The 21060-nt window shown below is 61.3% G+C and carries 16 protein-coding genes and 1 riboswitch; of the genes, 7 read left to right on the top strand and 9 right to left on the bottom strand.

What is annotated here, in order from left to right:
* Window positions 1–32: 32 nt before the first annotated feature.
* Entirely contained in the window at window positions 33–245 is a 213-nt protein-coding gene (rpsU, locus tag ACH2CW_RS17160) for a 30S ribosomal protein S21 (protein ID WP_007872347.1), read from the top strand.
* Between the two features lie 105 nt (window positions 246–350).
* Entirely contained in the window at window positions 351–797 is a 447-nt protein-coding gene (locus ACH2CW_RS17155; protein ID WP_395060352.1) for a GatB/YqeY domain-containing protein, read from the top strand.
* Window positions 798–918: 121 nt separating this feature from the next.
* Here ACH2CW_RS17155 and pmbA read toward each other — a convergent pair whose 3' ends face one another.
* On the bottom strand, window positions 919–2310 hold the full coding sequence (gene pmbA / locus ACH2CW_RS17150; RefSeq protein ID WP_395060350.1) for a metalloprotease PmbA: 1392 nt from the start codon (window positions 2308–2310) through the stop codon (window positions 919–921).
* A gap of 25 nt (window positions 2311–2335) precedes the next feature.
* Between pmbA and yjgA the strand changes: the two genes are divergently transcribed.
* Window positions 2336–2923, top strand: a complete 588-nt coding sequence (gene yjgA, locus ACH2CW_RS17145) for a ribosome biogenesis factor YjgA (protein ID WP_395060348.1) — start codon at window positions 2336–2338, stop codon at window positions 2921–2923.
* Entirely contained in the window at window positions 2920–3516 is a 597-nt protein-coding gene (mog, locus tag ACH2CW_RS17140) for a molybdopterin adenylyltransferase (RefSeq protein ID WP_395060346.1), read from the top strand. The genes yjgA and mog overlap by 4 nt, the downstream gene beginning before the upstream one ends.
* A gap of 117 nt (window positions 3517–3633) precedes the next feature.
* Here mog and ACH2CW_RS17135 read toward each other — a convergent pair whose 3' ends face one another.
* Window positions 3634–6456 carry a DUF349 domain-containing protein gene (locus ACH2CW_RS17135; protein ID WP_395060344.1) on the bottom strand — a complete coding sequence of 941 codons (2823 nt, stop codon included), beginning with the start codon at window positions 6454–6456 and terminating at the stop codon, window positions 3634–3636.
* A gap of 20 nt (window positions 6457–6476) precedes the next feature.
* Window positions 6477–10571, bottom strand: a complete 4095-nt coding sequence (locus ACH2CW_RS17130; RefSeq protein WP_395060342.1) for a DUF748 domain-containing protein — start codon at window positions 10569–10571, stop codon at window positions 6477–6479.
* Between the two features lie 793 nt (window positions 10572–11364).
* On the opposite strand from ACH2CW_RS17130, the gene ACH2CW_RS17125 reads away from it, so the two are divergent.
* The 3 genes from ACH2CW_RS17125 (at window position 11365) to nrdR (ending at window position 14265) form a co-directional block, all read left to right on the top strand.
* A complete protein-coding gene (locus ACH2CW_RS17125; protein ID WP_395060340.1) occupies window positions 11365–12240 on the top strand; it encodes a transglycosylase SLT domain-containing protein in 876 nt (291 codons plus the stop codon).
* Window positions 12241–12291: 51 nt separating this feature from the next.
* A riboswitch (ZMP/ZTP riboswitch) is annotated at window positions 12292–12423 on the top strand.
* Window positions 12424–12473: 50 nt separating this feature from the next.
* Window positions 12474–13718, top strand: a complete 1245-nt coding sequence (gene glyA / locus ACH2CW_RS17120) for a serine hydroxymethyltransferase (protein ID WP_395060338.1) — start codon at window positions 12474–12476, stop codon at window positions 13716–13718.
* 97 nt (window positions 13719–13815) lie between these two features.
* The gene (gene nrdR / locus ACH2CW_RS17115) at window positions 13816–14265 is read left to right on the top strand and encodes a transcriptional regulator NrdR (protein ID WP_348068754.1); all 450 of its coding nucleotides are present in this window, start codon (window positions 13816–13818) and stop codon (window positions 14263–14265) included.
* A 21-nt stretch (window positions 14266–14286) separates the two neighbouring features.
* Here the strand turns inward: nrdR and ACH2CW_RS17110 are convergent, their stop codons facing one another.
* The 6 genes from ACH2CW_RS17110 to ACH2CW_RS17085 form a co-directional block, all read right to left on the bottom strand.
* Window positions 14287–14742 (bottom strand): type IV pilin protein, encoded by a 456-nt coding sequence (locus ACH2CW_RS17110; protein ID WP_395060336.1) that lies wholly within the window; start codon window positions 14740–14742, stop codon window positions 14287–14289.
* A gap of 12 nt (window positions 14743–14754) precedes the next feature.
* The gene (locus ACH2CW_RS17105; protein ID WP_395060334.1) at window positions 14755–18336 is read right to left on the bottom strand and encodes a pilus assembly protein; all 3582 of its coding nucleotides are present in this window, start codon (window positions 18334–18336) and stop codon (window positions 14755–14757) included.
* A gap of 65 nt (window positions 18337–18401) precedes the next feature.
* Window positions 18402–18968, bottom strand: a complete 567-nt coding sequence (locus tag ACH2CW_RS17100) for a PilX N-terminal domain-containing pilus assembly protein (RefSeq protein ID WP_395060332.1) — start codon at window positions 18966–18968, stop codon at window positions 18402–18404.
* Window positions 18969–18975: 7 nt separating this feature from the next.
* A complete protein-coding gene (locus ACH2CW_RS17095) occupies window positions 18976–19839 on the bottom strand; it encodes a PilW family protein (RefSeq protein ID WP_395060330.1) in 864 nt (287 codons plus the stop codon).
* Complete coding sequence (gene pilV, locus ACH2CW_RS17090) at window positions 19836–20447, bottom strand: type IV pilus modification protein PilV (protein WP_395060329.1); 612 nt, start codon at window positions 20445–20447, stop codon at window positions 19836–19838. The genes ACH2CW_RS17095 and pilV overlap by 4 nt, the downstream gene beginning before the upstream one ends.
* Window positions 20441–20980, bottom strand: a complete 540-nt coding sequence (locus ACH2CW_RS17085; RefSeq protein ID WP_395060327.1) for a GspH/FimT family pseudopilin — start codon at window positions 20978–20980, stop codon at window positions 20441–20443. The genes pilV and ACH2CW_RS17085 overlap by 7 nt, the downstream gene beginning before the upstream one ends.
* Between the last annotated feature and the right edge of the window lie 80 nt (window positions 20981–21060).

Genomic DNA, 21060 nt, shown 5'->3' with positions numbered 1-21060 from the left:
CACAAGATGCATATTTTTGGACCCCTTCATCAATGACGACCATTCGTGTAAAAGATAACGAGCCCTTCGACGTGGCACTGCGCCGTTTCAAGCGCACCATCGAAAAACTCGGCCTGCTGACCGACCTGCGCGCCCGCGAGTTCTACGAAAAGCCCACCGCCGAGCGCAAGCGTAAGAAAGCTGCTGCCGTCAAGCGCAACTACAAGCGCATCCGCTCGATGCAGCTGCCTAAAAAGCTGTACTAAAAGTACACGCCTCACGGCAAACCCAAAGCCCGCACGAGGACGCTCTGCGGGCTTTTGTGTTTCTGACTTCCTTTTGACCGTTCAACCCGTTTCCTGGAGACCGCCATGTCCCTCAAAGACCAGATCACCGAAGACATGAAAACCGCCATGCGCGCCAAGGACAGCGAGCGCCTGGGCACCATCCGCCTGCTGCTGGCCGCACTCAAGCAAAAAGAGGTCGATGAACGTGTGCTGCTTGACGATACGGCTGTGGTCGCCATCGTCGACAAACTGATCAAGCAACGCAAGGATTCGATCGAAGCCTTCCAGAAGGCCGAGCGCAAGGACCTGGCCGACAAGGAAGCCGCCGAACTGGTGGTGCTGCAGGCCTACCTGCCAGCCCGCCTGAGCGCCGAAGAAGTCACGGCAGCGGTCAAGGCCATCGTCACCGAACTGGGTGCCAGCGGCCCCGGTGACATGGGCAAGGTCATGGGCGCGGTGAAAGCCAAACTGGCCGGCAAGGCCGACATGGGTCAGGTTTCGGCGGCCGTGAAGGCGGCACTGGCGGGCTGACAGTCAGGGACGCAGAAAGCAGCGTCGCGTGATTCTTCGGTCGCGGGCATAGCGCCCGCTCCCTCGCTACTGACTCCGCTGGTCGATCCCCGCGCTGCGGGGCCCCTCGCCCCGCGCTCCCTCAGGAGCCCGCGACTTTCATCCGGTTGATGAGGATGGAGCCCACGCTTTTGGCGCCATAGTTGTACACATCGGCGCCCACAGCCTGGATGCCCATCAGCATGTCCTTGAGGTTGCCGGCAATCGTGATCTCCTCGACTGGAAACGCGATGCGGCCCTTTTCGACCCAGAAGCCCGAGGTACCGCGCGAGTAGTCACCCGTGACGTAGTTGACGCCCTGCCCCATCAGTTCGGTCACAAACAGACCTGTGCCCAGCTTTTTGAGCATGGCATCGAGGTCGTCGCCAGCTTTCGTTTGTCGGCTGCTCATCACCAGGTTGTGCGAGCCGCCGGCGTTGCCGGTGGTGCGCATGCCGAGCTTGCGTGCCGAGTAGGTACTCAAAAAGTAGCCACGCACAATGCCGGCGTCCACCACCGTTCTCGCACGGGTCTTGACGCCTTCTTCATCAAAAGGCGAGCTGCCCTTGCCTTTTTTGACAAACGGGTCTTCGGTGATGTCGATGTGCGCCGGAAATACCGGCTTGCCCAGACTGTTGAGCAAGAACGTGCTTTTTCGGTACAGCGCGCCGCCGCTGATGGCCTGCACAAAACCACCGAGCAGGCCGGCGGCCAGCGGCGACTCAAACAGTACCGGACATTGTGTGGTCTTGATCTTGCGGCTTTTCAGGCGCGACAACGTGCGTTCGGCGGCGTAGCGGCCCACGGCCTGGGCGCTGGCCAGTTCAGTCGCATCGCGCATGGAGCTGTACCAGGCATCACGCTGCATCTGGCTGCCCTTGCCGGCAATCGCTGCGGCCGAGATGCTGTGGCGCGAACTGGCATAGCCACCGCGAAATCCGCGCGTGTGAGCGCTGAAAAAATGGCTTTGCTGGGCCGACACACCGGCACCTTCGCTGTTGGTGATGAGTTTGCTGGTGTCAAACACGGCAGCTTCACATTCGAGCGCCAGCGCGGCGGCGCCGGCGGAGTCAATTGCCCAGGGGTGGAACAGGTCCAGCTCGGGGTGCACCCGCGCAATGTCACGGTCGGCCGGCAGGCCCGAGGTCTTGTCTTCCGCAGTGAAACGCGCAATGTCGTAGGCCGCCTTGACGGTTTGCTCAATCGCTGCTTTTGAGAAGTCGCTGGTGGCCGCGTTACCGCGTTTCTGGCCGACGTAGACCGTGATCCCGAGCGATTTGTCGCGGTTGCGTTCGACATTTTCAAGCTCGCCCTTGCGCACGCTGACACTCAGGCCGCAGCCTTCGGACGCCTCTGCGGCGGCATCGGTGGCGCCGATTTTTTTGGCGTGGGCCAGTGCGCTGTCCACCAAACCTTCGAAGAAATCGCGGTGGTAACTGAAGCCGGACTCGGGGGCGGAAGCGGCGGATGTTGTCTTGGGGGTCTTTGGGGTCATATGGGTAGCTATGATACTGACTGCTATGAACAACAAGACTCCCAAGGCCATCAAGGGCTACTGGTCCAACGGACGCTTCGTGAAACCCGAGGAAATTGCGCTGGAAGAGGTCGGCCCGCCGAGCAAGACCCAGCTCAAGGCCGAGGCCGATGAAAAACAGGCGCTCGGCGAAGCGCTCCTCACCCTGCGCGCCGACCTGATGGCCAAGCTCGACCTGCCTGAAAAACTGCTGGACGCGATTGCCCAGGCCAAGAAAATCACCAACTTCGAGGGCCGGCGCCGCCAGATGCAGTTCATCGGCAAACTCATGCGTCCGCTGGACACTGAACCGATACGCGCTGCCATCGACGAGCAGCAAAACGGCTCGGCGCAACTGACCTTGGCGCTGCACCTGGCCGAACAGTGGCGCGACAAGCTGATCGCCTCCGACGACGCGCTCGGCGACTGGCTGACCGCGCACCCGGACACCGATTCGCAGCAGTTGCGCGCGCTGATCCGCCAGGCCCGAAAGGACGCCAAGCCCGAAAAGCCGGGTGAGGCGCCGCGCCATGCCAAGTCTTACCGCGAAATTTTCCAGCTGGTGCGAGAAACGCTTGCTAAGGAAGACGTATGAGCGCCACTTACGACGCGGTGACGATCGGCATCGTCTCGGTCAGCGACCGCGCCTCCAGCGGCGTCTACGAAGACAAGGGCCTGCCCGCGTTGAAGGAATGGCTGGGCCGCGCGCTGCGCAACCCGATCACGTTTGCCGAGCGCCTGATCCCCGATGAAAAAGAGCACATCAGCGCCACGCTGATCGAACTGGTGGACGCTGGCTGCTCGCTGGTGCTGACCACAGGCGGCACCGGGCCGGCGCTGCGCGACGTGACGCCCGAAGCGACCTTGGCGGTGGCGCACAAGGAGATGCCGGGTTTTGGCGAGCAGATGCGCCAGATCAGCCTGAAGTTTGTGCCGACGGCCATCCTGTCACGTCAGTGCGCGGTCATCCGCGACCGGGCCCTGATCATGAACCTGCCCGGCCAGCCCAAATCGATTGCCGAGACGCTGGAAGGCCTGAAAAATACCGACGGCTCGCAGACCGTCGCTGGCATTTTTGCGGCCGTGCCCTACTGCATCGACCTGATAGGCGGGCCTTACCTGGAAACCGATGAAGCGGTGTGCAAGGCCTTCAGGCCGAAATCCGCGATTCGGCCGCCTTCCGCCTGATTTTTTGCAACAAATCAACCTCCAGCCCCTGACCGGCGGGCATGAGCAGCTATATATTTCATAGCGCTTGCGTGATCATCATGCCCCGCCAAGGCGTCCGGGACGGGGGCGCAAGACTCAGCGCTTGATCAGCGCCTTCAGCACACTCTGCAAACGCCGCACATGCGCCGCGTCATGCGGTGCGGCCAGCACCTTGGCCGTGTCTTCGCCCCAGGTCTGCGCCGGCGTCGGGTCGTTGCGTTTGGTCAGCAGCACCAGTTGCAACATGCGACGCGCACTCAGGTGTTCAGCCGGGGTCGGCAGCTCGGCGGCGATTTCCAGGCGCAGCAGCGTGTCGGCAGCATCGCCTTTGGGCGCTGACGACAGGGCCTTCGTCCATGCGCTGCGAGTCGCCGGCGTCACCAGCTTGCCGAGGGCCTGGGCATCCGGCAGCAGCGCCGGGTCGCGCTTTTCCCAGGCCGTCAGCAGGTGGGTCAGCACCTCGCCATGCGCCTGTTCGGACAGCTTGCGCAGCGCCTGCTGCGCGTGCTCGAAGGCTTCGCGCTGCGCGCGGAAAGCTGCGTCACCCAGACGGGGGCCACGCTCTTCATAAGCCGGGCGTTCGCTGAAACGGCTTTCGCGCTCGGGGCGGTAAGGCTCGAACTTGTTGTCGGCCGGACGGTTACCGCGCCCATCGGGTTTGCCGCCGCCGGGGCGCGCATCCTTGCGCTCACCAAACTTGCCGCCACGGCCGGCGGGTGCAGCCTCGGCCTTGCGCATGCCGGGGCGGTCGTCGCCGCGCATCGCCACCACCGGTTTGGCAGGTTTGGGCGGGGCTGCGGAAGGCGCCGGTGCGGCTTCTTCGGCGGGTGCCTCTGCCGACGCTTCAGCAACTTCAGCAGAGTCACTCGAAGCGGGGGCTGCGGGCGCTGCATCTGCTATCGTTTCAGGAGCTGCTGGCGCAGTCGCCTCATGGGCTGGAGCCTGATTTTCTTCAGAATTGGAGGTCGTAGCAGGTGCTGCATCGCCAACCGCCGGCGCAGCGGCAGCCACAGGCGCGGGGGGCACGTACTGACCGCGCAGCCCGGCTTCCAGGTCGGCCATCGCGGCGCGGATTTTCTGCACATCGCCGCTGGCATTCGCGGCGTCCAGCGCTTTGGACAGCACCACCACCAGGCGGTCGTGTTCGCCCAGCGTGGACGCAGCTTTTTCGCGCTCAACGGTCTTGCGCTGAAAGGCGTCGTCAATCGGCTTGCGAAAGGCGTCCCAGAGTTTTTGCTCCTGTTTGCGTTCGATCGGCACGCCTTGCGCCTCCTGCTGCCAGCGCTGCTGCAGGTGTTTGACGGCGTCGATGTGCAATTGCGGCTCGGCGCCCAGCACCTGGGCTTCCTCGATCATGGCCTTGCGGCGCGCCAGGCTGTCGGCACGCGCGGCTTTCAGCGCGGTATCGGCCTGGTCCATCGCGGCTTTCCATTGCGGCTGGATCTCTGCGAAGGCTTTTTCGCTCAGGTGGCCGGCTGCGGTCCACTTCTCGACAAAACCGTTGAGGCTGCGGATCTGGTGCTTCCAGTCGGTGTTGCCCTTGTTGGCTTCGGCCCAGGCCAGCACTTCGTCAATCAGCACACGGCGCTCGGCCTTGACGGCTTCGCTTTGTTCCTTGACCTTGTCGAGCCAGGCTTCGACCACCTTGTGGGCTTCGTTGCAGGCATCGTCAAACCGCTTCCACATGGCGTGGTTGGGCGTGCCGCCCTGGTCGCTGGTTTTCCAGAGCTCGCGCATCGCGCGCAAGGCTTCCTGCTGCTTGCGGCCGCCCAGCGGTTTGGCCACCAGGGCTTCGGCCTTGGCGACCAGCTCTTCACGGATCTGGTCGGCACGCCAGCGCTGCCAGCCTTCCAGCTCGCCTGCGGAGGTCAGCGCCGCATGCGCTGCAGCTTCCAGCGCGTTGTCGATGTTGCGGATGTTGTCCTTGAGCACCTGGCGCAACTCGGCGGCCACCTTGGGCGTCGCCTTGCCATGGCCTTCGGTGACTTCGTGCTCAAGTTTGGCCAGCGCGGCCTGCACGATGGCAGTCGATTTTTCGCGCATGTCTTTGAGCACAGCGGGGTCGATTTTTGCCTTCGGTGCGCGCGCCGGCTGCTCACCCGCAGCACCATCGGCGGCACGTGGCGAACCGCGCGCACCGCGCAACTCGTCGGCCCAGACCGGCACGGCCGGCAGCGGCGCGGCGGTGTCTTCGGCGGCGGCCACGGTCAGCGACAGCGCGCCCTGGAACGCTTCCCACACAGCCAGCAACTGGCCGCGCGAGGCTTCGAGCAGCGGCGGAAATTTGGGGTCTACGCTGGCCCAGTTGGCGTCCTGCGCGATCTCGTCGGCTTGGGTCTGCCAGTGCGTCACGTCGGCACGCAGCGCGTCCCAGGCGGACTGGGCATCGCGCCAGGACTTGGTTGACAACACTTCGATGCGCTGGGCAATCAGCACAGCGGCCTCGCGCTGCACCTGGGTGCGGTGCTGCAGGTCTTCAATCGTCTTGACGCGGTCGGTCAGTTGGGCCTTCAGGCCCGCCAGCGGCTCACGCGACAGCGGCGCACCGGCCTTGGCGGCATCACGCTGCCAGGCCAGCGCGTCGGCCAGGTTGAGTTTTTTCAGCGCCAGCAGGGCCTGGCCTTTTTCAGCCCACTCGGCTGCAACCGCCTCCTGGTTTTTGGCACGTTTGGCTTCGTCGAGTTTTTCCTTGAGCGGCTTGGCGGCGCCCTTGTCGCGGTTGGCCAGATCTTTGTAGACCTCGGCCATCTGCTCGGCGCTAGGTTCGGTGGTCAGCCACTCGCGGATACGCGCCGTGCGCTCGCCCGAGGTCGGCGCCGAGAAGGCACCGCCGGTCAGGCCGTCCAGCGGATGGCTGTCAGCGCTCTTGGAAGAAGGCGTTTTCACGGCGGAGGTTTCGGGCTTGGAAGGTTTGGGCATGGGAAAACGCAGCATAAAAATTAATAACAGCCGGCCGGATCAAGCGTGCTGGCGGGAGGCCAGCACACGCGGTCAGGAAGAGGTAGGGAGGGTGAACGGTCAGCGGAATAAAACAGGATTTTGGCTCGCAAGGCCTGAACACGCCCACGCTTTAAAAATAAAGCACTGCGGGTATTTTCGCTGTTTTTACGGCATCGCCAAATTAAGCTCCGCGCGCGGTGTCCATGGGGGGCGGACGGCACGGTTTTGGCGGCCCCAAGGAAGAGCCGCGCCGGCGCCAACTCCCGGCTCGCGAGGTAGTTCTTGACGGCCACGCCACGATTGACGGCCAGCTCACGCATCGCGTCCTCGCTGACCGTGATGTCGGCCAGCAGCAGCTTTTCCATCTCAAAGGCAGGCAGGTCTTTGGCCAGCCCGACCAGGTTGCGCGGCTTGGGCATGTCGGCGCGTTGGTAGACCTCCTTGAGCAGCACCGGGACCTCCGCAGGGCTGACGGTCATCTCGCCAAAACCTGTGCCGCCCTGCGCCAACAGGCTGCGGCGTTTCTCGGCGCGCAGCAACTGGTTCAGCCGCTCGCGCTTGAAGCCCTCACGCTCGGCCTCCAGGCTGCTGGTGCCGACAACCGTGAGTTGCAACGCGGGGCGCTCGGTCAGCGCCCTGGCCACCTTGTCGAGCCCGGCCTGGGCCTCGGGCGCGAGCCGGGCACTGCCGGGCGCAAAGCTGACACTGGCCAGCTCTTCCCCGCCGCCGCCAAAGGCGCCAGCCAGCAGGCTGAAGGGCGCAGTAATGGCCTTGACGATGACATTGAGAATCACCTTGACGATGATCGGCCCGAGGCTGAACTGCGGGTCATTGAGCGAGCCGCTGATCGGCAGGTCAATGTCAATCACGCCATTGCGGTCGGCCAGTAGCGCCACCGCGAGCTTCACCGGCAGGCTGGCAGACGAACCCTCGACCTTGTCGCCGAAGCTGAGCTGGTTCAGTACCACCTTGTTGCGGGCAGTGAGCTGGCCGTCGGGCTGCACCACATAGTTGACGTCCACACTGAGCTTGCCGCGGTTGATGCCGTGACCCGCGTACTTGATGGCATACGGCGACAGCGGCGGCAACTCCAGGTCACGCACCTTGCCCTGGATGTCGAGCGCCAGCGGCTGGGCCAGCGGGTTGAGCTTGCCGGTGATCTCCAGCGCGGCCGTGCCCTCGGCGCGGCCGCGCAATTCGAGGTCGGCCATGGCGGGGGCGCCGGCCACGGCCACTGAAGAAAACGCGCTGAGCTTGCCGCTGAGTTCGCTGAGATTGGCCGAGTAGTTGGGTTTGACAAAACGGTCGGAAAACAGCACCCGGCCGTTGATCAGCGTCATTGGGCCGACGTTGATGATGGGTGCGGGCCCCGCTGCCCGGTCATCGTTTTTTTCATTGTTTTGGCCTGTAGCCCCTGTTGGACGGACGTTAGAAGCTCCTGTTTTAATAGCACGCCCGTCGCCTGGCGGCGGCTTGAGCAGGTCCTGCAGGTTGATGCGGCCTTCGGGCGTGACGATCACACGTGCAAAAAAGTCGCTGAGCACGGTCTCGCGTACATCCACACGTGTGGCCTGTGCAGGGTCCACCGCGACCCTGAGGCCGCCCAGCTTCAGCGCCTTCCACGCCAGCAGCCCCTCGCTGGGCGCCAGGGTGTTGGCCTGAAACTCTTCCAGCGCCACATCACCGGCCAGCTGTGCCTGCGGCCCGGTTGGCGTTTGGCGCCATGCGACGCTACCGCGAAAGCTCGCGTCGGCACGCAGCAAATCCACATTGAGCTGGTCGCCGAAGTAAGGCTCGAAGGCCTGCAGGGGCATCCTCTGCAACATGAGTTGGCCCTGAGCCTGCACCGGCACCAGACCCAGGCTGCCCTTGAAGTCGAGCTTGCCAGGCGCCAGGCGACCGCTGGCCAACTGAAGTGAAGCGCTCAGCGGCATTGGTTTGGCGGCCTGGGCTCGGGCTGACGGCCTGTCGTCGAGCAGCAGCCCCTGCAGCTGCGCCTTGGCGCCCGTGACCTCGAAGGCCACCGGTTTGACGCCAGCCTTGTCCGAAAACGACAGCGCGCCGCCGTCCAGCGACACATCGTTGATGGCAACACGCCAGGTGGAAGCGGGAGAAGCGGTGGACGTGTTGCTTGGATGGGCAGGCGCTGCACCGGGCTGCGGCCCCAGGCCATGGCGGGCCATCCAACGCTCATACATCCAGCGCTTGTCGGCATCGCGATCCACCTGCGCCTTCGGCCGGGTCAACTGCATTTTGGCAGCCTTGAAGGATTGGGCGGCCACATCGATGTCCATGCCGGTGACATCGACCCGCTGCACCGACACCAGCGAGGTTTTGCCTTCGGCCAGCAGGATGTTGCGCACGGACAGTTGCGGTGCCGTGAGCTGCAAGACCTGCGCTTTGTCGGCACGGGCCGCCTGCCAGTCGATGCCAAGTTCCGCGTCAAGCTGGCCGTTCAGGGCCGGCAGCAGGAACTGACCGATGTATTTGGCGGCCATGTTCAGCGGCCAGGCCGCCAGGGTGGCTTTGACCTGGGCCGCCTGGTCGGTCGCGCTGCCGCTAAAGCTCAGCAGCGCTGGCGTGGCTGTCGGTGCCGGCGCCACCCGCCCGGCCTGGACAGCTTTTTGGCGGGTTGCGGCCTGCGGCGCGGTACCGGCAGCAGCGGCGGTATCCAGAGCGATGGCCCCCTTGAATTGCAGCGGTGCAGCGGCCACAAATGGAAAGGCAATCGCCGAGGCGTCGAGCACCAGGCCGTTCAGCCGGATCTGCGCGGGTGAGGCCAGGCGTTGATCCAGCCAGTTGACGGCGCCGCCGCGCACCGCAAGGCTGGCGACCTGAACCTGCCAGGGCATGGCAGCGAGCGTGGTGGAAGCCTGAGATGTGGCATTGTTTTGGCCAGTAGCCCTTTCCGGACGGGCGCCAGCAGCTATGCTTTTGGTAGCGACCGGGGCGCCGCCTGGCAGCAGGTTCAACTGCCCGGCGCGGTCCCGCGTGATGCTGAGCACGGGCGCCGTAAGCACCACCGACGACAGCTTGATGATTTGCGCCAGTGGCCGCACATCGTCCATCACCACCTGCAGGCGCTCAAAAGCCAGCAGTTCCTCAGCGGGCGCCGGCCCGCCCGCAGCGCTGAGCAGGCGCACCTGCTCAGCGGACACGCTGCCGGAGAGCTTGACCACGGTCTCTGGCGTCTGCTCAAACGCTACCTTGATGTCGGCGTTGAGCACCCCGCTTTGCAGCCGCAGCGGCAGGCTGGCCGGCAGATAGCCCAGATAGGGCCGCAGGTCCAGCGCACTGAGCCGGAAAGTGGCGTCGGTTTTGCGGGTCTGGGCAAAGGGCGTGCCCTCGGCGGCGGTGTCAAAGCGGCTGCCGTTGAGCGTGAAGGTCAGGTGCGGCGCGGTCTTGATGTCGCGCTGGGAGCGCAGGTTGCTCATAAAGGGCACGGACAGCGTCAGGTCACGCAGTTCGTGGCGCATGTCCACAGCCAGGTCCCTGAAATCCGCCCTGCCGCCGCTGAGCACCAGGTTGTACAGCGCAAAACGCTGCGGCTCGCCAGCCGGATCACCGGCGGCGGGTTGCAGGCGCGCCAGGATATCGTCAATGTCGTAGCGCCCTTGCCCCAGATGCGTGAGCGACAGCGCCGGTTCATCGAGCTCGATGGCGTCCACCACAGGCGCCAGCCGCAGCAGGGACTGAAGTTCCCCATCTATATATAGGCGCTTGATACTTAACTGGGGGACTTGCTGGGGGGTTTCCAGAGGTGGCAACTCAGCGGGCGTTTGCGGACGAGGTATTGCTGCAGCGCCCGCCCTGGCGACGGCGAGGTCGCTCAGCGTAAGTTCAAGCGACCAGGGCTTGAAGGTTATAGCCCCCACCGTGACCTGGCGGCCGAGCTTGGCAGAGACGCCCTTCTCAAGCTGGGACTTCAGGACAGCCGGCACAGCCGCCCAGGCCAGCGCCCATACCAGCAACACCCCCCCCAGTGCCCAGGCAGCGCGACGGTGCCAGCGCGGAGACCGGGCAAGGCCAAGCACCCGCGACAACATCCCTCGCCAGACATCGGTGGCACGATTTTTTAAACCATTGCTTGTCATAAGCGTCGAGTCTTTCGTGCGCCTGCGCAAAGGTCAATGTTTTTTTCGGTGCTGCGATGTGGGCGCCACCAATAAAAAACCCCGGGCAGCTAGGCCGACCGGGGCTGACGGCGAACATGATGCTCATGCCGTCGGGCTTCGCAAAGAAGAGAAGTTCGTCTCCAGTGCGATGAAAGCAAGTGATTGCTCTCAGGTTTACCGGGATTGGTTACCCGGCGAATGCTTGAGGTACTCAAGCAATTGCAGGTTAAACCTCTCGCACACTACCGGCAAGTCAATATTTGTAATCAAAAAAGTCCGGGCGATTGCTGTTTTCTTGACAGCTTTACATGTTGGGATTTTGTCCTACAGACAGACGGGACTAGCTTCCGTGTCCCGTTTTTTTTGGCGTGGACTCAAGCTCCAGCACTTTCTGTAAAAAACGCTGCAAGGCCTTGAGCCACTTGCATTTACTGGAAAAACGTACAGCTGACTTCCGGAATTTGGAAAAACAAGTCCCACTAGAGCCTTGGCTCAAAAAACCGTTAAAACAGCGCAAACAGAGGGTCTTGGACTTGAAAACAAGCGCTTAATCAGTATTTAAATATATCAATTAACATTAATATTATTGACAAGTTATTTAGACGGCTCATAGAATTCGCCGTCCCGGAGAAAACCAAGGGACAACCCGAACCCGCTGCCGAACCCGGCAAAGTCAAACAAGGGTCAACACCCCAAGGCATTGCCTTGGTTTGATGGCGACCCAATCAAAGCGTGACGGCTCGAAAAGCCGCTGCGCGTAGAAAGGAGTGCTATGACAGCGCTAGGACAATCAAGCCCCGCAGCCACCTTGCGGGCCATCCAGAAAAATGTGGGCAACAGTCTTGCAAGCATTGCAGACGACATTGCTCAGGGCTTTTTCGAAATCACGCACAACAGCTTTGCCCTGGTGGGCCTGGCCGTGGTGTTTGCCGTGATCACCCTCACCGCCCGGCCTGACCTGCGTCAAGCGGGCGAATCACGATTGATGGCCTTGCTGCAGGAACGCCAGGAAGCAGCCATCGGGTATACCGAGCCTGACGCGATTGACCGCGCCACGGCAGCCAACCCCAAGGACCTGCCCAAGCAACAGGCCGCCGTGGCCTTCTGGCTCAGCCGCAAATACGGCATCGCGCCCGAGCCGCTGAGCGTGCTGGTGGCCGAAGCCTTCGAGATCGGCCAGAAAGCCAAACTCGACCCCACGCTGATACTTGCCATCATGGCGATTGAATCGGGCTTCAACCCGTTCGCCCAGAGCCCGGTGGGTGCGCAGGGCCTGATGCAGGTCATGACCAAGATCCACCACGACAAGTATGAAAACTTCGGTGGCAAGCTGGCCGCCTTTGACCCGGTGACCAACCTGCGCGTTGGCGTCAAGGTGCTGCAGGAATGCATCGCCCGCGCCGGTTCGATAGAAGCGGGGCTTAAGTATTACGTCGGTGCCGCCAATCATGAAACCGATGGCGGGTATGCCGCCAAGGTCATGGCTGAGCATGGCCGCCTGCAGGCCGTCGCCAATGGCCGCGCGCCCGCCTATGCACCAGTGCGCCCGCCGCTGGCCATTCCGGCCTCCATGCCCGTCAATTCCGAAAATCCGGAATTGTCCGGCCCCAAAGCCAGCGAAAAAGTCGCCAGCCTGTCGGTGTCCTGAAGGGGTTGATCAGGCGCCTGACACTGGGCCAATCCCTGACTCCGTTACACTAGCCACGTGCGCGACTGGCGATAGGCCGGCCTTTGATCACAGGGGCTAGGCCGACGTGGGATACCACTGGGAAGCGCACCGCCGGCTGTCATCGGTGACGGCGGCGATCAGCCGTTCGCCTGGGCAGCCCTTGTTTCATGCACGTCAGTGCCAGGACAGGGACCACGTCTTGAAGGACTGCCGTGTACAACCGAAATATTCTCGTCGAACAAACCGACCCTGAACTGTGGGCTGCCATCGTCGCTGAAAACGCGCGCCAGGAGCACCACATCGAGCTGATCGCCAGCGAGAACTACGCTTCGCCCGCGGTGATGGCCGCGCAGGGCTCACAGCTCACCAACAAATACGCTGAAGGCTACCCCGGCCGCCGCTACTACGGCGGTTGCGAACATGTGGACGTGGCCGAACAACTGGCCATCGACCGCATCAAGAAAATCTTTGGCGCCGACGCCGCCAATGTGCAGCCACATTGCGGTGCCTCGGCCAACGAAGCGGTATTTTTGGCCTTCCTCAAGCCCGGCGACACCATCATGGGCATGAGCTTGGCCGAAGGCGGCCACCTGACCCACGGCATGGCGCTCAACATGAGCGGCAAGTGGTTCAACGTCGTGAGCTACGGTCTGAACGACAAGGAAGAAATCGACTATGACGCGATGGAGCGCAAGGCCCACGAGTCCAAACCCAAACTCATCATTGCGGGCGCTTCAGCCTACAGCCTGCGCATCGACTTCGAGCGTTTCGCGAAAGTCGCCAAGGCCGTTGGCGCGATATTCCTGGTGGACATCGCCCATTACGCCGGTCTGGTGGCCGCGGGCGTCTACCCGAATCCCGTGCCGCATGCCGACGTGGTGACATCGACCACGCACAAAAGCCTGCGCGGCCCGCGCGGCGGCATCATCCTGATGAAGGCCGAGCACGAAAAAGCCATCAACAGCGCGATATTTCCCGGTCTGCAGGGCGGCCCGCTGATGCACGTGATCGCGGCCAAAGCGGTGGCTTTCAAGGAAGCACTGGCGCCCGAATTCAAGGCCTACCAGCAGCAGGTGCTGAAAAACGCGCAGATCGTCGCGGAGACCCTGACGCAGCGCGGCCTGCGGATCGTCAGTGGCCGCACCGAAAGCCACCTCATGCTGGTTGATTTGCGCGCCAAGGGCATCACCGGCAAGGAAGCTGAAGCGGTGCTGGGCAGCGCCCACATGACCATCAACAAAAACGCCATTCCCAACGACCCGGAAAAACCCATGGTCACCAGCGGTGTGCGTATCGGCACACCGGCCATGACCACGCGCGGCTTCAAGGACGAGGAAGCGCGCCAGACCGCCCACCTGATCGCCGACGTGCTCGACAATCCGCGCGACGCAGCCAACATCGAGGCGGTGCGCGCCAAGGTCAACGCGCTGACCAGCCGGTTCCCGGTTTACCGCTAAGCCATGTACTGCGCAACGGCTATCTTTTTAATAGCTGCTCGCGCGCGCCCGGTATGGGCTGGAGGCCAATTTTGTCTTTAATTTCAGGTGGCAGGCCGTGAAATGCCCGTTCTGCGGCAATCTGGAAACCCAGGTCGTCGAAACGCGGGTCTCCGAAGACGCAGACTTCATACGCCGCCGCCGCCAGTGCGGCGCCTGTGAAAAACGCTTCACCACCTACGAGCGGCCCGACGTCAACTTTCCGGCGATTGTCAAAAAAGACGGCCGCCGCATTGAGTACAAACGCAGCAAGATTCTGGGCTCCATGAACCTGGCGCTGCGCAAGCGCCCGGTCAGCACCGAGCAGGTGGACTCGGCGATCGAGCGGATCGAGGAAAAGCTGCTGAACCTCGGCCTGCGCGAAGTGCCCTCAACCCGGCTCGGAGAACTCGTCATGCGCGAGCTGAAAAAGCTCGACAAGGTGGCCTATGTGCGTTTTGCCAGCGTCTACCGGAGCTTTGAGGACATCGACGAATTCAAGACGCTGGTTGATGAGGTGAGGCGCTGAGCCAGCGCTTCATGGTCTGACTTATCGCCAGCACTCGGCGACCGTCGGGCCCGTCGCGCTTCTTCCCTTGACACCTGTATTGGTGATGGTCAACGAGCCGCATTTGTCAGCCGCCATGCTGCCGGACGGTGTGGCCGTCAAAGTGTAGGTGTTCACCGTTGCAGCAACACTCAAGGTGTAGCGCGTGGCCCCCCCGGCCGGGATGGTTTGCAGCCGTGTTGGAAGCGCAGGGTTGCCATTCGCTGCGGTGCTGTACCGGTTACTGGCGCCGTAGTATCGCTCCATGAATTGCTGGGCTTCCAGCAAAGCAGCCGTCGCCTCCGACCGGTTTCCCCGCATGATGTAGTCCGTGTAAGCGGGATACGCCACCGCCGAAAGAACGCCGACGATGGCCACCACAATCATCAGTTCGATCAGCGTAAACCCCGAATTTCGTCGCGCAGGGCGATCGTGGAAGGAGACATGAACGGCTTGCATGGGCAGTCTTTCTTAACGGATAGGTGGATTGATGATTCTGCGCCATACCCTGTCCTTGATTTTCTGGGCCAGCACCGGATCGTTCGGCACGCAAACTCGATAGCCGGTTGCTTGGTCCAAAATAGCGCCCATCGTGAACCCGGGCTGGCAGAATCCGCCGGCGCCCCCGCCTCCGCCCGTCCCACTGCCCGGAAGAAACACCCTGTCGCCGCCGGGGCTGTTGGTGAAATATCCTGTGCTAGTAGCGTCTGACGCATTCACGAAACCATCTGCATTGGTGTCAAACAGTCTGTAGCTTGGGTTTTCACCCGTCGCCACAGGGATCACAAATGTGATACCAACGCCTGTAGAGGCATCACACGACGCCACGTTTTGTGACGGTGCCAGCGTGCTGACAAGAGCCAAAGTTTTGTTGATAGTCAGTGGACGGTTCACGACTCTCAGGCCGACGATAACGTCCAGGTCGACCACCCATCCACGCTGCGTCGTGAAATCGACGTCAGTACCCTCAATGTCATAAAGAACGGCTCCCCCCGATCCGGCCCTCGACGTGACGGTCCGGCTGGCCAATGAAGCGCGAGTCATGGGACGAGCAAAACCAACATCGGACGGTTTGTCCCAGACGCCATAGATGGCCTGAACAGTTGTGGAATTAGCGTCGGCTTCGGTTACCAGGAGTCCAGTGCCAAACACCAGTAATTTGCCGCCATCGGGATGATCAAAAATTCCAGGCGGTTGGCTGATGGGCTGGGCAACTCCAGCTGTGCTCGTTGCCGAGAAAAGGGCTGTGCCGCCTGAAACTGCGAACCTGCTGGCTGCTGTAGCGCTGTAATCGAACTTCCACAACTTGCCTTTGAGGTCGCCAGCAAACAGATTGGTAATTTGTCCGATGCTATTACGCTGAACAGATACCCCGCTCAAGCCGTTGGAACCAGCAGCATCGACCACCAGCTTCTGAATGGCTCCCGTCTCCAGGTTGGCCACGAACAGCACCGCCTTGCCTGCTGCGCTCAAATGGCCATTGCCAAAGATGGCCACCCACTCCCCGTTGGGCAAAACACCGGCTTCGACGCCCGAATAGATATACCCAATATCGCTGTCGCTGTCGCTAGACACCTCCCACCGTATGCTCGATGCGCCTAAATTGGCAGTATCCGTGACGTCGAGTGCAAAAACGCCACGTCCACCAGCCCCCATGGCGCCCAGCAAATAGTTGCGCCAGCTCGCCGAACCCGCGCCGGGCGCTCTTACAAAGGCATCGGTTTCCCGAAGCGGTCCGTCAACAAAAAACTGGTGGAAAAGTAGCTCAGTACCATACGTCTTGTCCGCCAGTTTGGACAAATTGGGGTACACGGTTCGCGGCACGTAGGCAAAAACCTCTTTGCCATCGTCGGCGGGGATGGCGCCCCCCGTATCCTTGAAGCCGTGTAGCATGCCGTCGTTGCCGCCCGCGAACAAGACCGAAGTACGCGCTGCTTTTTGGGTCAAAAAACTGGCATAAGTGGCACCGATAGTAGGCAGCGTGTTGTAACCGAGATTGACCGATGCCTTCACCAGCACCGGATTGGAGTTAATAAAGTCGCCCAATACCCCACTACGCGTGCGAAAAAGCAAACCGGCGCCCTCCTGACTCCTGTCGCCACGCAAAAAGTTGACAAAGGTGGCTTGCTGAACCGCAGGAACACTGCCCGCTCCACCCATGGCGCTTCGGTTAGCGGCGCTGATATCGGCCCAGGTAAACGCAACACCTGCGGGGGTGGCCAACCCGGTATCCCATGTAAAAATCCGCCGACTGCCCCAGGCTGGCACTTTAGCTTCAGCCGCCCACAGTTGCGCACCCGCTTGACCATTTGCATCCAATGCAAAGGCCTGCACATCGCCACTCCATGTGCCCGTTCTGTAAAGCGGCACGTATTTCCGATTGCCATCCTGCAGGGTGGTGGCAGCCGTTGCAACCCCTGCCTCGCGCAGCTCGCGCTGCAGAGTCTGACCGAGCGAACTGCGTATTGCGCTGGCCAGTTCATTGGGGTCTTTGGCACTGAAATACGTACCACGGCTGTTGATCGCAGCGTGCCAGAGGTCGTCGATCTTGTCATTACCCCAGGACTTGGTTCCAGCGGTCAAAAACGGAAGATCGGTAGCGGGGTCCAGCGTCCCCCGCACCCCCAGACCGACGGTGAAGTTGACCATGTGTTGCCAAAACGCAGGGTTCTCCAGCGATGCGACGACCTTGTTGTCTACATCGGGGCGCAGATCATTTTTCCAGTACTTCATGGCGTAATCCGCCAATGTATCGGCGGACCCGTCCCGATAAGGCCTGGTTGGGGTGTATTGGAAAGATTGCCCCGGACCGGAGATGTTGCTGCCGCTGGTGTTGTCATCATTGCCTACTGCTGTCAGACCGGGGGTCGCGGGATTTTCAGCCGTCACCTGCGAGGGGACTACGTCACTCCAATACCCGTCAGTCACCAACAGGTGATAGGCACGGCGACAGGTTTTGTCAGCCGTGTTGTTCACGGAACCGGGCACGTCCGACCATGGCCCCCGTGTATCTGCACGTGAAAAATAATTACCCGCTTCCTGCATCGCCCGGCGTAAAGGGGTGCCACCGACCGCAGGAACCGCGTACAGCCAGTCAAACAGGGTGCTTTTGCGGCTGGCGTTGAAGTCACGCACACCAGATTCAATCACCCGGGTATCCACTGCATCAATACTGGTCAAGCCCTTGTTGATTCGGCCGTAACCGACGCGAAAAGTATCGGCGGACTCTGAAAACGCTTCGGCAACGGAGCCACGAGCCAGCAGGCTCCGTGTACGGTAATAGGTGAACCAATTGGCAAAGTTTTGCCGCTCCTGAGCGCGTGTGCAAGTGCTGCCAGTGCAATCTGTGCGAGATGGGTACTTGGTGTAAGTAGTCGCCGCGGAGTTCTCGTTGATTGTGAACTTCTGGTAATTGCCTGCGATGGTGCCGTCAAGATATTGCCCCGACGCATTCTTCCTCAAGCGGTAGTACAGACCAGGGTCGTAATCTATATCCTGATTGTTGCCACTACAACTATTGGAATCGCCATTTGGCCTGAAACACCACACCAACGAGTTATCAGTTATACGCCGAACGTTGGTTAAATTAATCGTTCCACCCGACAACACATTCATGGGATCACGTGGCGCCGCACTCACTGAAGCATTCGCCATACGGCCACCAGCGGCCAAAGGCCAGGGCCGATAAAGCACCTCGGGGTTGTAGTAGATGGTGTTGGAGTCTGGCGACCGCATCAGCGCTTGCCGGTAATTGGTCGACGCGGGGTCACCTGAAATAGTTCCACGAAATTGGCTCGCAACGCCCTGCGTCGAGCCCGGTCCGCCCAGCGTAGCGTTATCCCCCGGATCCATGCGAACCGATGCACTGCCAATGGGGCTGGGCACGGTTTGGGTCCCGAGATAAACGGTCTCTTCAGGCATGTGCTGAAACATCATGGAGCCCGAGTCATCCATCGTCAGCAGGATGTTGGGTTTGACGCCACCGCCGTCACGGCTAAGAAGAGGTTTTTGGGAAGGCTGGGCCACGGCAACAGGCACACTCAGCAGGGTCACGAGGCCAGCGATCACAAGCCGGCGGATTGACGATAGGTATGGTGAGCAATGCATGATGAACCCCTTCAATTTAAAACCAGCGTGGTCTGCACCCAGACCACGGAGCCGCCGGTCGTGGCTCCAGTCCCTGCGTTGGCGGTGTAATCAGGGCTAAAGCCCCTGGCGGTGATGACGTAAGCGATCTTGGTGTCTTCCAGAAACTGCTTTTCGGCAACACATTGCGGAAGAGTTGTCGGCCGGAATGAACTGTCCGCAGATTTGATTTGAAGCTCCGGCAAGGTCGTCAGCGAGGCCGCCGCCCCCCCTCCCCCCAGCCAGGTGTCCGTGCGGTCCCACGCAGGCGCCGCGCCGAAGGCCGTTGAGACAAGGTTGGCCTCCTGTAGCGTCGGCACCCGCTGTACATCCGCCTTGGAGAGCTCACTTTCGCAGTAGCGCAGCGCGGCATCGGCATACTGCTGGGCCAGGTTCTGCATACGCACATTGTTGGTTACCCGCTCATCGGAGGTTGCATTGCGGATGGCCGCTGCCGACGTCAGGCCAATCACCACAACCATGATCAGCACAATAATCAATGAAATACCGCTCTGCCGGCGACGGCACGAAAGGCGTAAACGAGGATAGGAAGTGTTCATGGCCATCCTAGAACGTCATCTTGTTGCGCAGAGCCGTCGTCGTGAAGTAAGCACGCCGGGCGAAACGGTCCGCCGAGTTCTGTGTAACCGAATCACAATCAAGATAGGTCGAGGGGTCCTCGGCAGTCAGCACGGGCTCTGAACTTCGCATCAGCAGGCAGACGCGCACGCTCACCACGTTTGCGAAGGTAGGGTCCAATACATTGGCCGCGCTGACGTAGCGCACGATCTGACGCTTGTCGATTGGGTTGGCTTCGCCGTACCAGATTTTCATGCCTTCAACGTTGTCCACCAATGCGCCGCCCGTGGCTGCAGCCTTGTTGCTGGCGCAATGCAACTCCGGCCGACCCAACACACTGTTGGCTACGTAATAACGATTGCGCGTGATGTAAAAACTGGTTGCGCCCACGGTTTGCTGGGTCAACGAAGCACCCAAACAATCCGATGGCAAGCCACCTGAAGTAGGCACCGTATTGGTGACATCGCCCTCATAGACCACCTCAATAGCGGGCGAACTGCCCGTTGCCGCACAGGCCACTGCAGCGGTCGTATTGGCCGCTACAAAGCCTGTATCACATCCAAAAACCGCATTGCCTGAATAGGTTCGCCCAAACTGAAACGTCAATGGATCGTGACCGGTAGCTTGCGCATATCCCGCCAGCTGGAGATCGCGTGACAAGATGAGCAGCCCGATTTGGGCGTCCTCATTCATTTGTGAATATGCCGCCTGCAGCTTATTGGTTTGTCCTGACGCGATATAACTCAGCAATACGGCACCCACCACAACCAACCCAATCACCATGGACACGAGGACCTCGATGATGGACAGACCGCGCTGGCGCGAACGCCCAAGAGCAGAGGAGCGACTCATAGATTGATCCTGAAGAAGCTGCAACGCACGCTCAGGTCGGCGTTCAGATTCAAACTATCCGGACACTCCGACGCAAGGGCAGGCGCTTCGTCACTACTTGCCACTGCGGGGTCGCGCCATGCGACCCATACGTCTGCGGCGGTTTGACCCGACTGACGAGATATAAAAATCGACCCTTCGGGAAGCTGGGTGCGCACCAGGATACGCCATTGTGCAATGTCCAACTCCGCTATCTGCTGCGGCGTACAAGAACTTGCAGCTGTATTGCATAACTGCGCAGGTAATGTGGCAGCTGTGGACTGGCCAGCAAAGTCGGTGCTGCTGTAGTCATACGCCCCTGCAAAAAATCCGGTTGCTGCCACCCCCCCCACAGCATCCACACCTTTGTTTGCTCTCATTCTTTCGCCAAGGTCGCTGGCCAGCAGAGTAGCCGTCGCACGGTACTGCGACATTTTGGTGTAGCGTAGCGCCGAAGCATTGACGCCAGCCAAAGCCAGAAGGGCAATCGAGGCGATGACGATAGAAACCAGAACTTCAATCAGCGAGCCGCCTCGGCTTGCATGTCGGGAGCGGCGAACCAAAATCTGTGGGCAAGTGACGTTCAGCATGCTGTCGCTCCCGCAGCCTTAAGCCCGGCCCTGCCCTGGTTGGAGATGCATACCACCCGGACGGAGCCCGAGGGCACAGTACCGGTCGGGGTAAAAATGAATGTCTGATTGGCGCTTTTTGCCCAGCCTGTGGGTTGATAGGTAAAAAAGCGACGGTCCGACGTCGGTGTGGTGCTGGCTATGGAAGCTATAGAAGTCAACGCCTGTTGCACTCTCACAATTTCATCTCCGGCATCCACCGCACCATCGCCATCCCCGTCGACAAAAACAATCCAGCCGCTGGTCCACAGATTACTTCCGGTGGCACAACTGGTTCCGTTGGCCGACTGGCACACAGACACCTGGGCAGATCGCTTGACGGCTTCGGACCGCGCGTAACGCATATCGGTCATCAATGCATCGGCGGCGGCTTGCACCGTCCGATTGACCAATAGGCTGCGAAAGCCGGGCACCGCCATCGACGCCAGCAATGCAACCAGCGAGACGACAATCAGCAGTTCAATCAGCGTGAAACCCGCCTGGCGTATCTTCATGCGGTGAGGTTACTCCGGAACCCCATCCAGCCCGGCGTTTTACCGACATTCGGCTGACCAAGCCCGCCAGACGGTAAACT

This window comes from Polaromonas sp. (genome assembly GCF_043778355.1).
In the GTDB taxonomy this organism is placed as follows: domain Bacteria; phylum Pseudomonadota; class Gammaproteobacteria; order Burkholderiales; family Burkholderiaceae_C; genus Polaromonas.
Note: the sequence above shows the minus strand (reverse complement) of the source record. Positions and strands in the feature narration are given on the sequence as shown.

What these genes read in the sequence shown, in the direction of transcription:
- rpsU (WP_007872347.1), top strand. Translation starts at nt 33, where the DNA reads ATGACGACCATTCGTGTAAAAGATAACGAGCCCTTCGACGTGGCACTG.
- ACH2CW_RS17155 (WP_395060352.1), top strand. Translation starts at nt 351, where the DNA reads ATGTCCCTCAAAGACCAGATCACCGAAGACATGAAAACCGCCATGCGC.
- pmbA (WP_395060350.1), bottom strand. Translation starts at nt 2,310, where the DNA reads ATGACCCCAAAGACCCCCAAGACAACATCCGCCGCTTCCGCCCCCGAG.
- yjgA (WP_395060348.1), top strand. Translation starts at nt 2,336, where the DNA reads ATGAACAACAAGACTCCCAAGGCCATCAAGGGCTACTGGTCCAACGGA.
- mog (WP_395060346.1), top strand. Translation starts at nt 2,920, where the DNA reads ATGAGCGCCACTTACGACGCGGTGACGATCGGCATCGTCTCGGTCAGC.
- ACH2CW_RS17135 (WP_395060344.1), bottom strand. Translation starts at nt 6,456, where the DNA reads ATGCCCAAACCTTCCAAGCCCGAAACCTCCGCCGTGAAAACGCCTTCT.
- ACH2CW_RS17130 (WP_395060342.1), bottom strand. Translation starts at nt 10,571, where the DNA reads ATGACAAGCAATGGTTTAAAAAATCGTGCCACCGATGTCTGGCGAGGG.
- ACH2CW_RS17125 (WP_395060340.1), top strand. Translation starts at nt 11,365, where the DNA reads ATGACAGCGCTAGGACAATCAAGCCCCGCAGCCACCTTGCGGGCCATC.
- ACH2CW_RS17110 (WP_395060336.1), bottom strand. Translation starts at nt 14,742, where the DNA reads ATGCAAGCCGTTCATGTCTCCTTCCACGATCGCCCTGCGCGACGAAAT.
- ACH2CW_RS17100 (WP_395060332.1), bottom strand. Translation starts at nt 18,968, where the DNA reads ATGAACACTTCCTATCCTCGTTTACGCCTTTCGTGCCGTCGCCGGCAG.
- ACH2CW_RS17095 (WP_395060330.1), bottom strand. Translation starts at nt 19,839, where the DNA reads ATGAGTCGCTCCTCTGCTCTTGGGCGTTCGCGCCAGCGCGGTCTGTCC.
- pilV (WP_395060329.1), bottom strand. Translation starts at nt 20,447, where the DNA reads ATGCTGAACGTCACTTGCCCACAGATTTTGGTTCGCCGCTCCCGACAT.
- ACH2CW_RS17085 (WP_395060327.1), bottom strand. Translation starts at nt 20,980, where the DNA reads ATGAAGATACGCCAGGCGGGTTTCACGCTGATTGAACTGCTGATTGTC.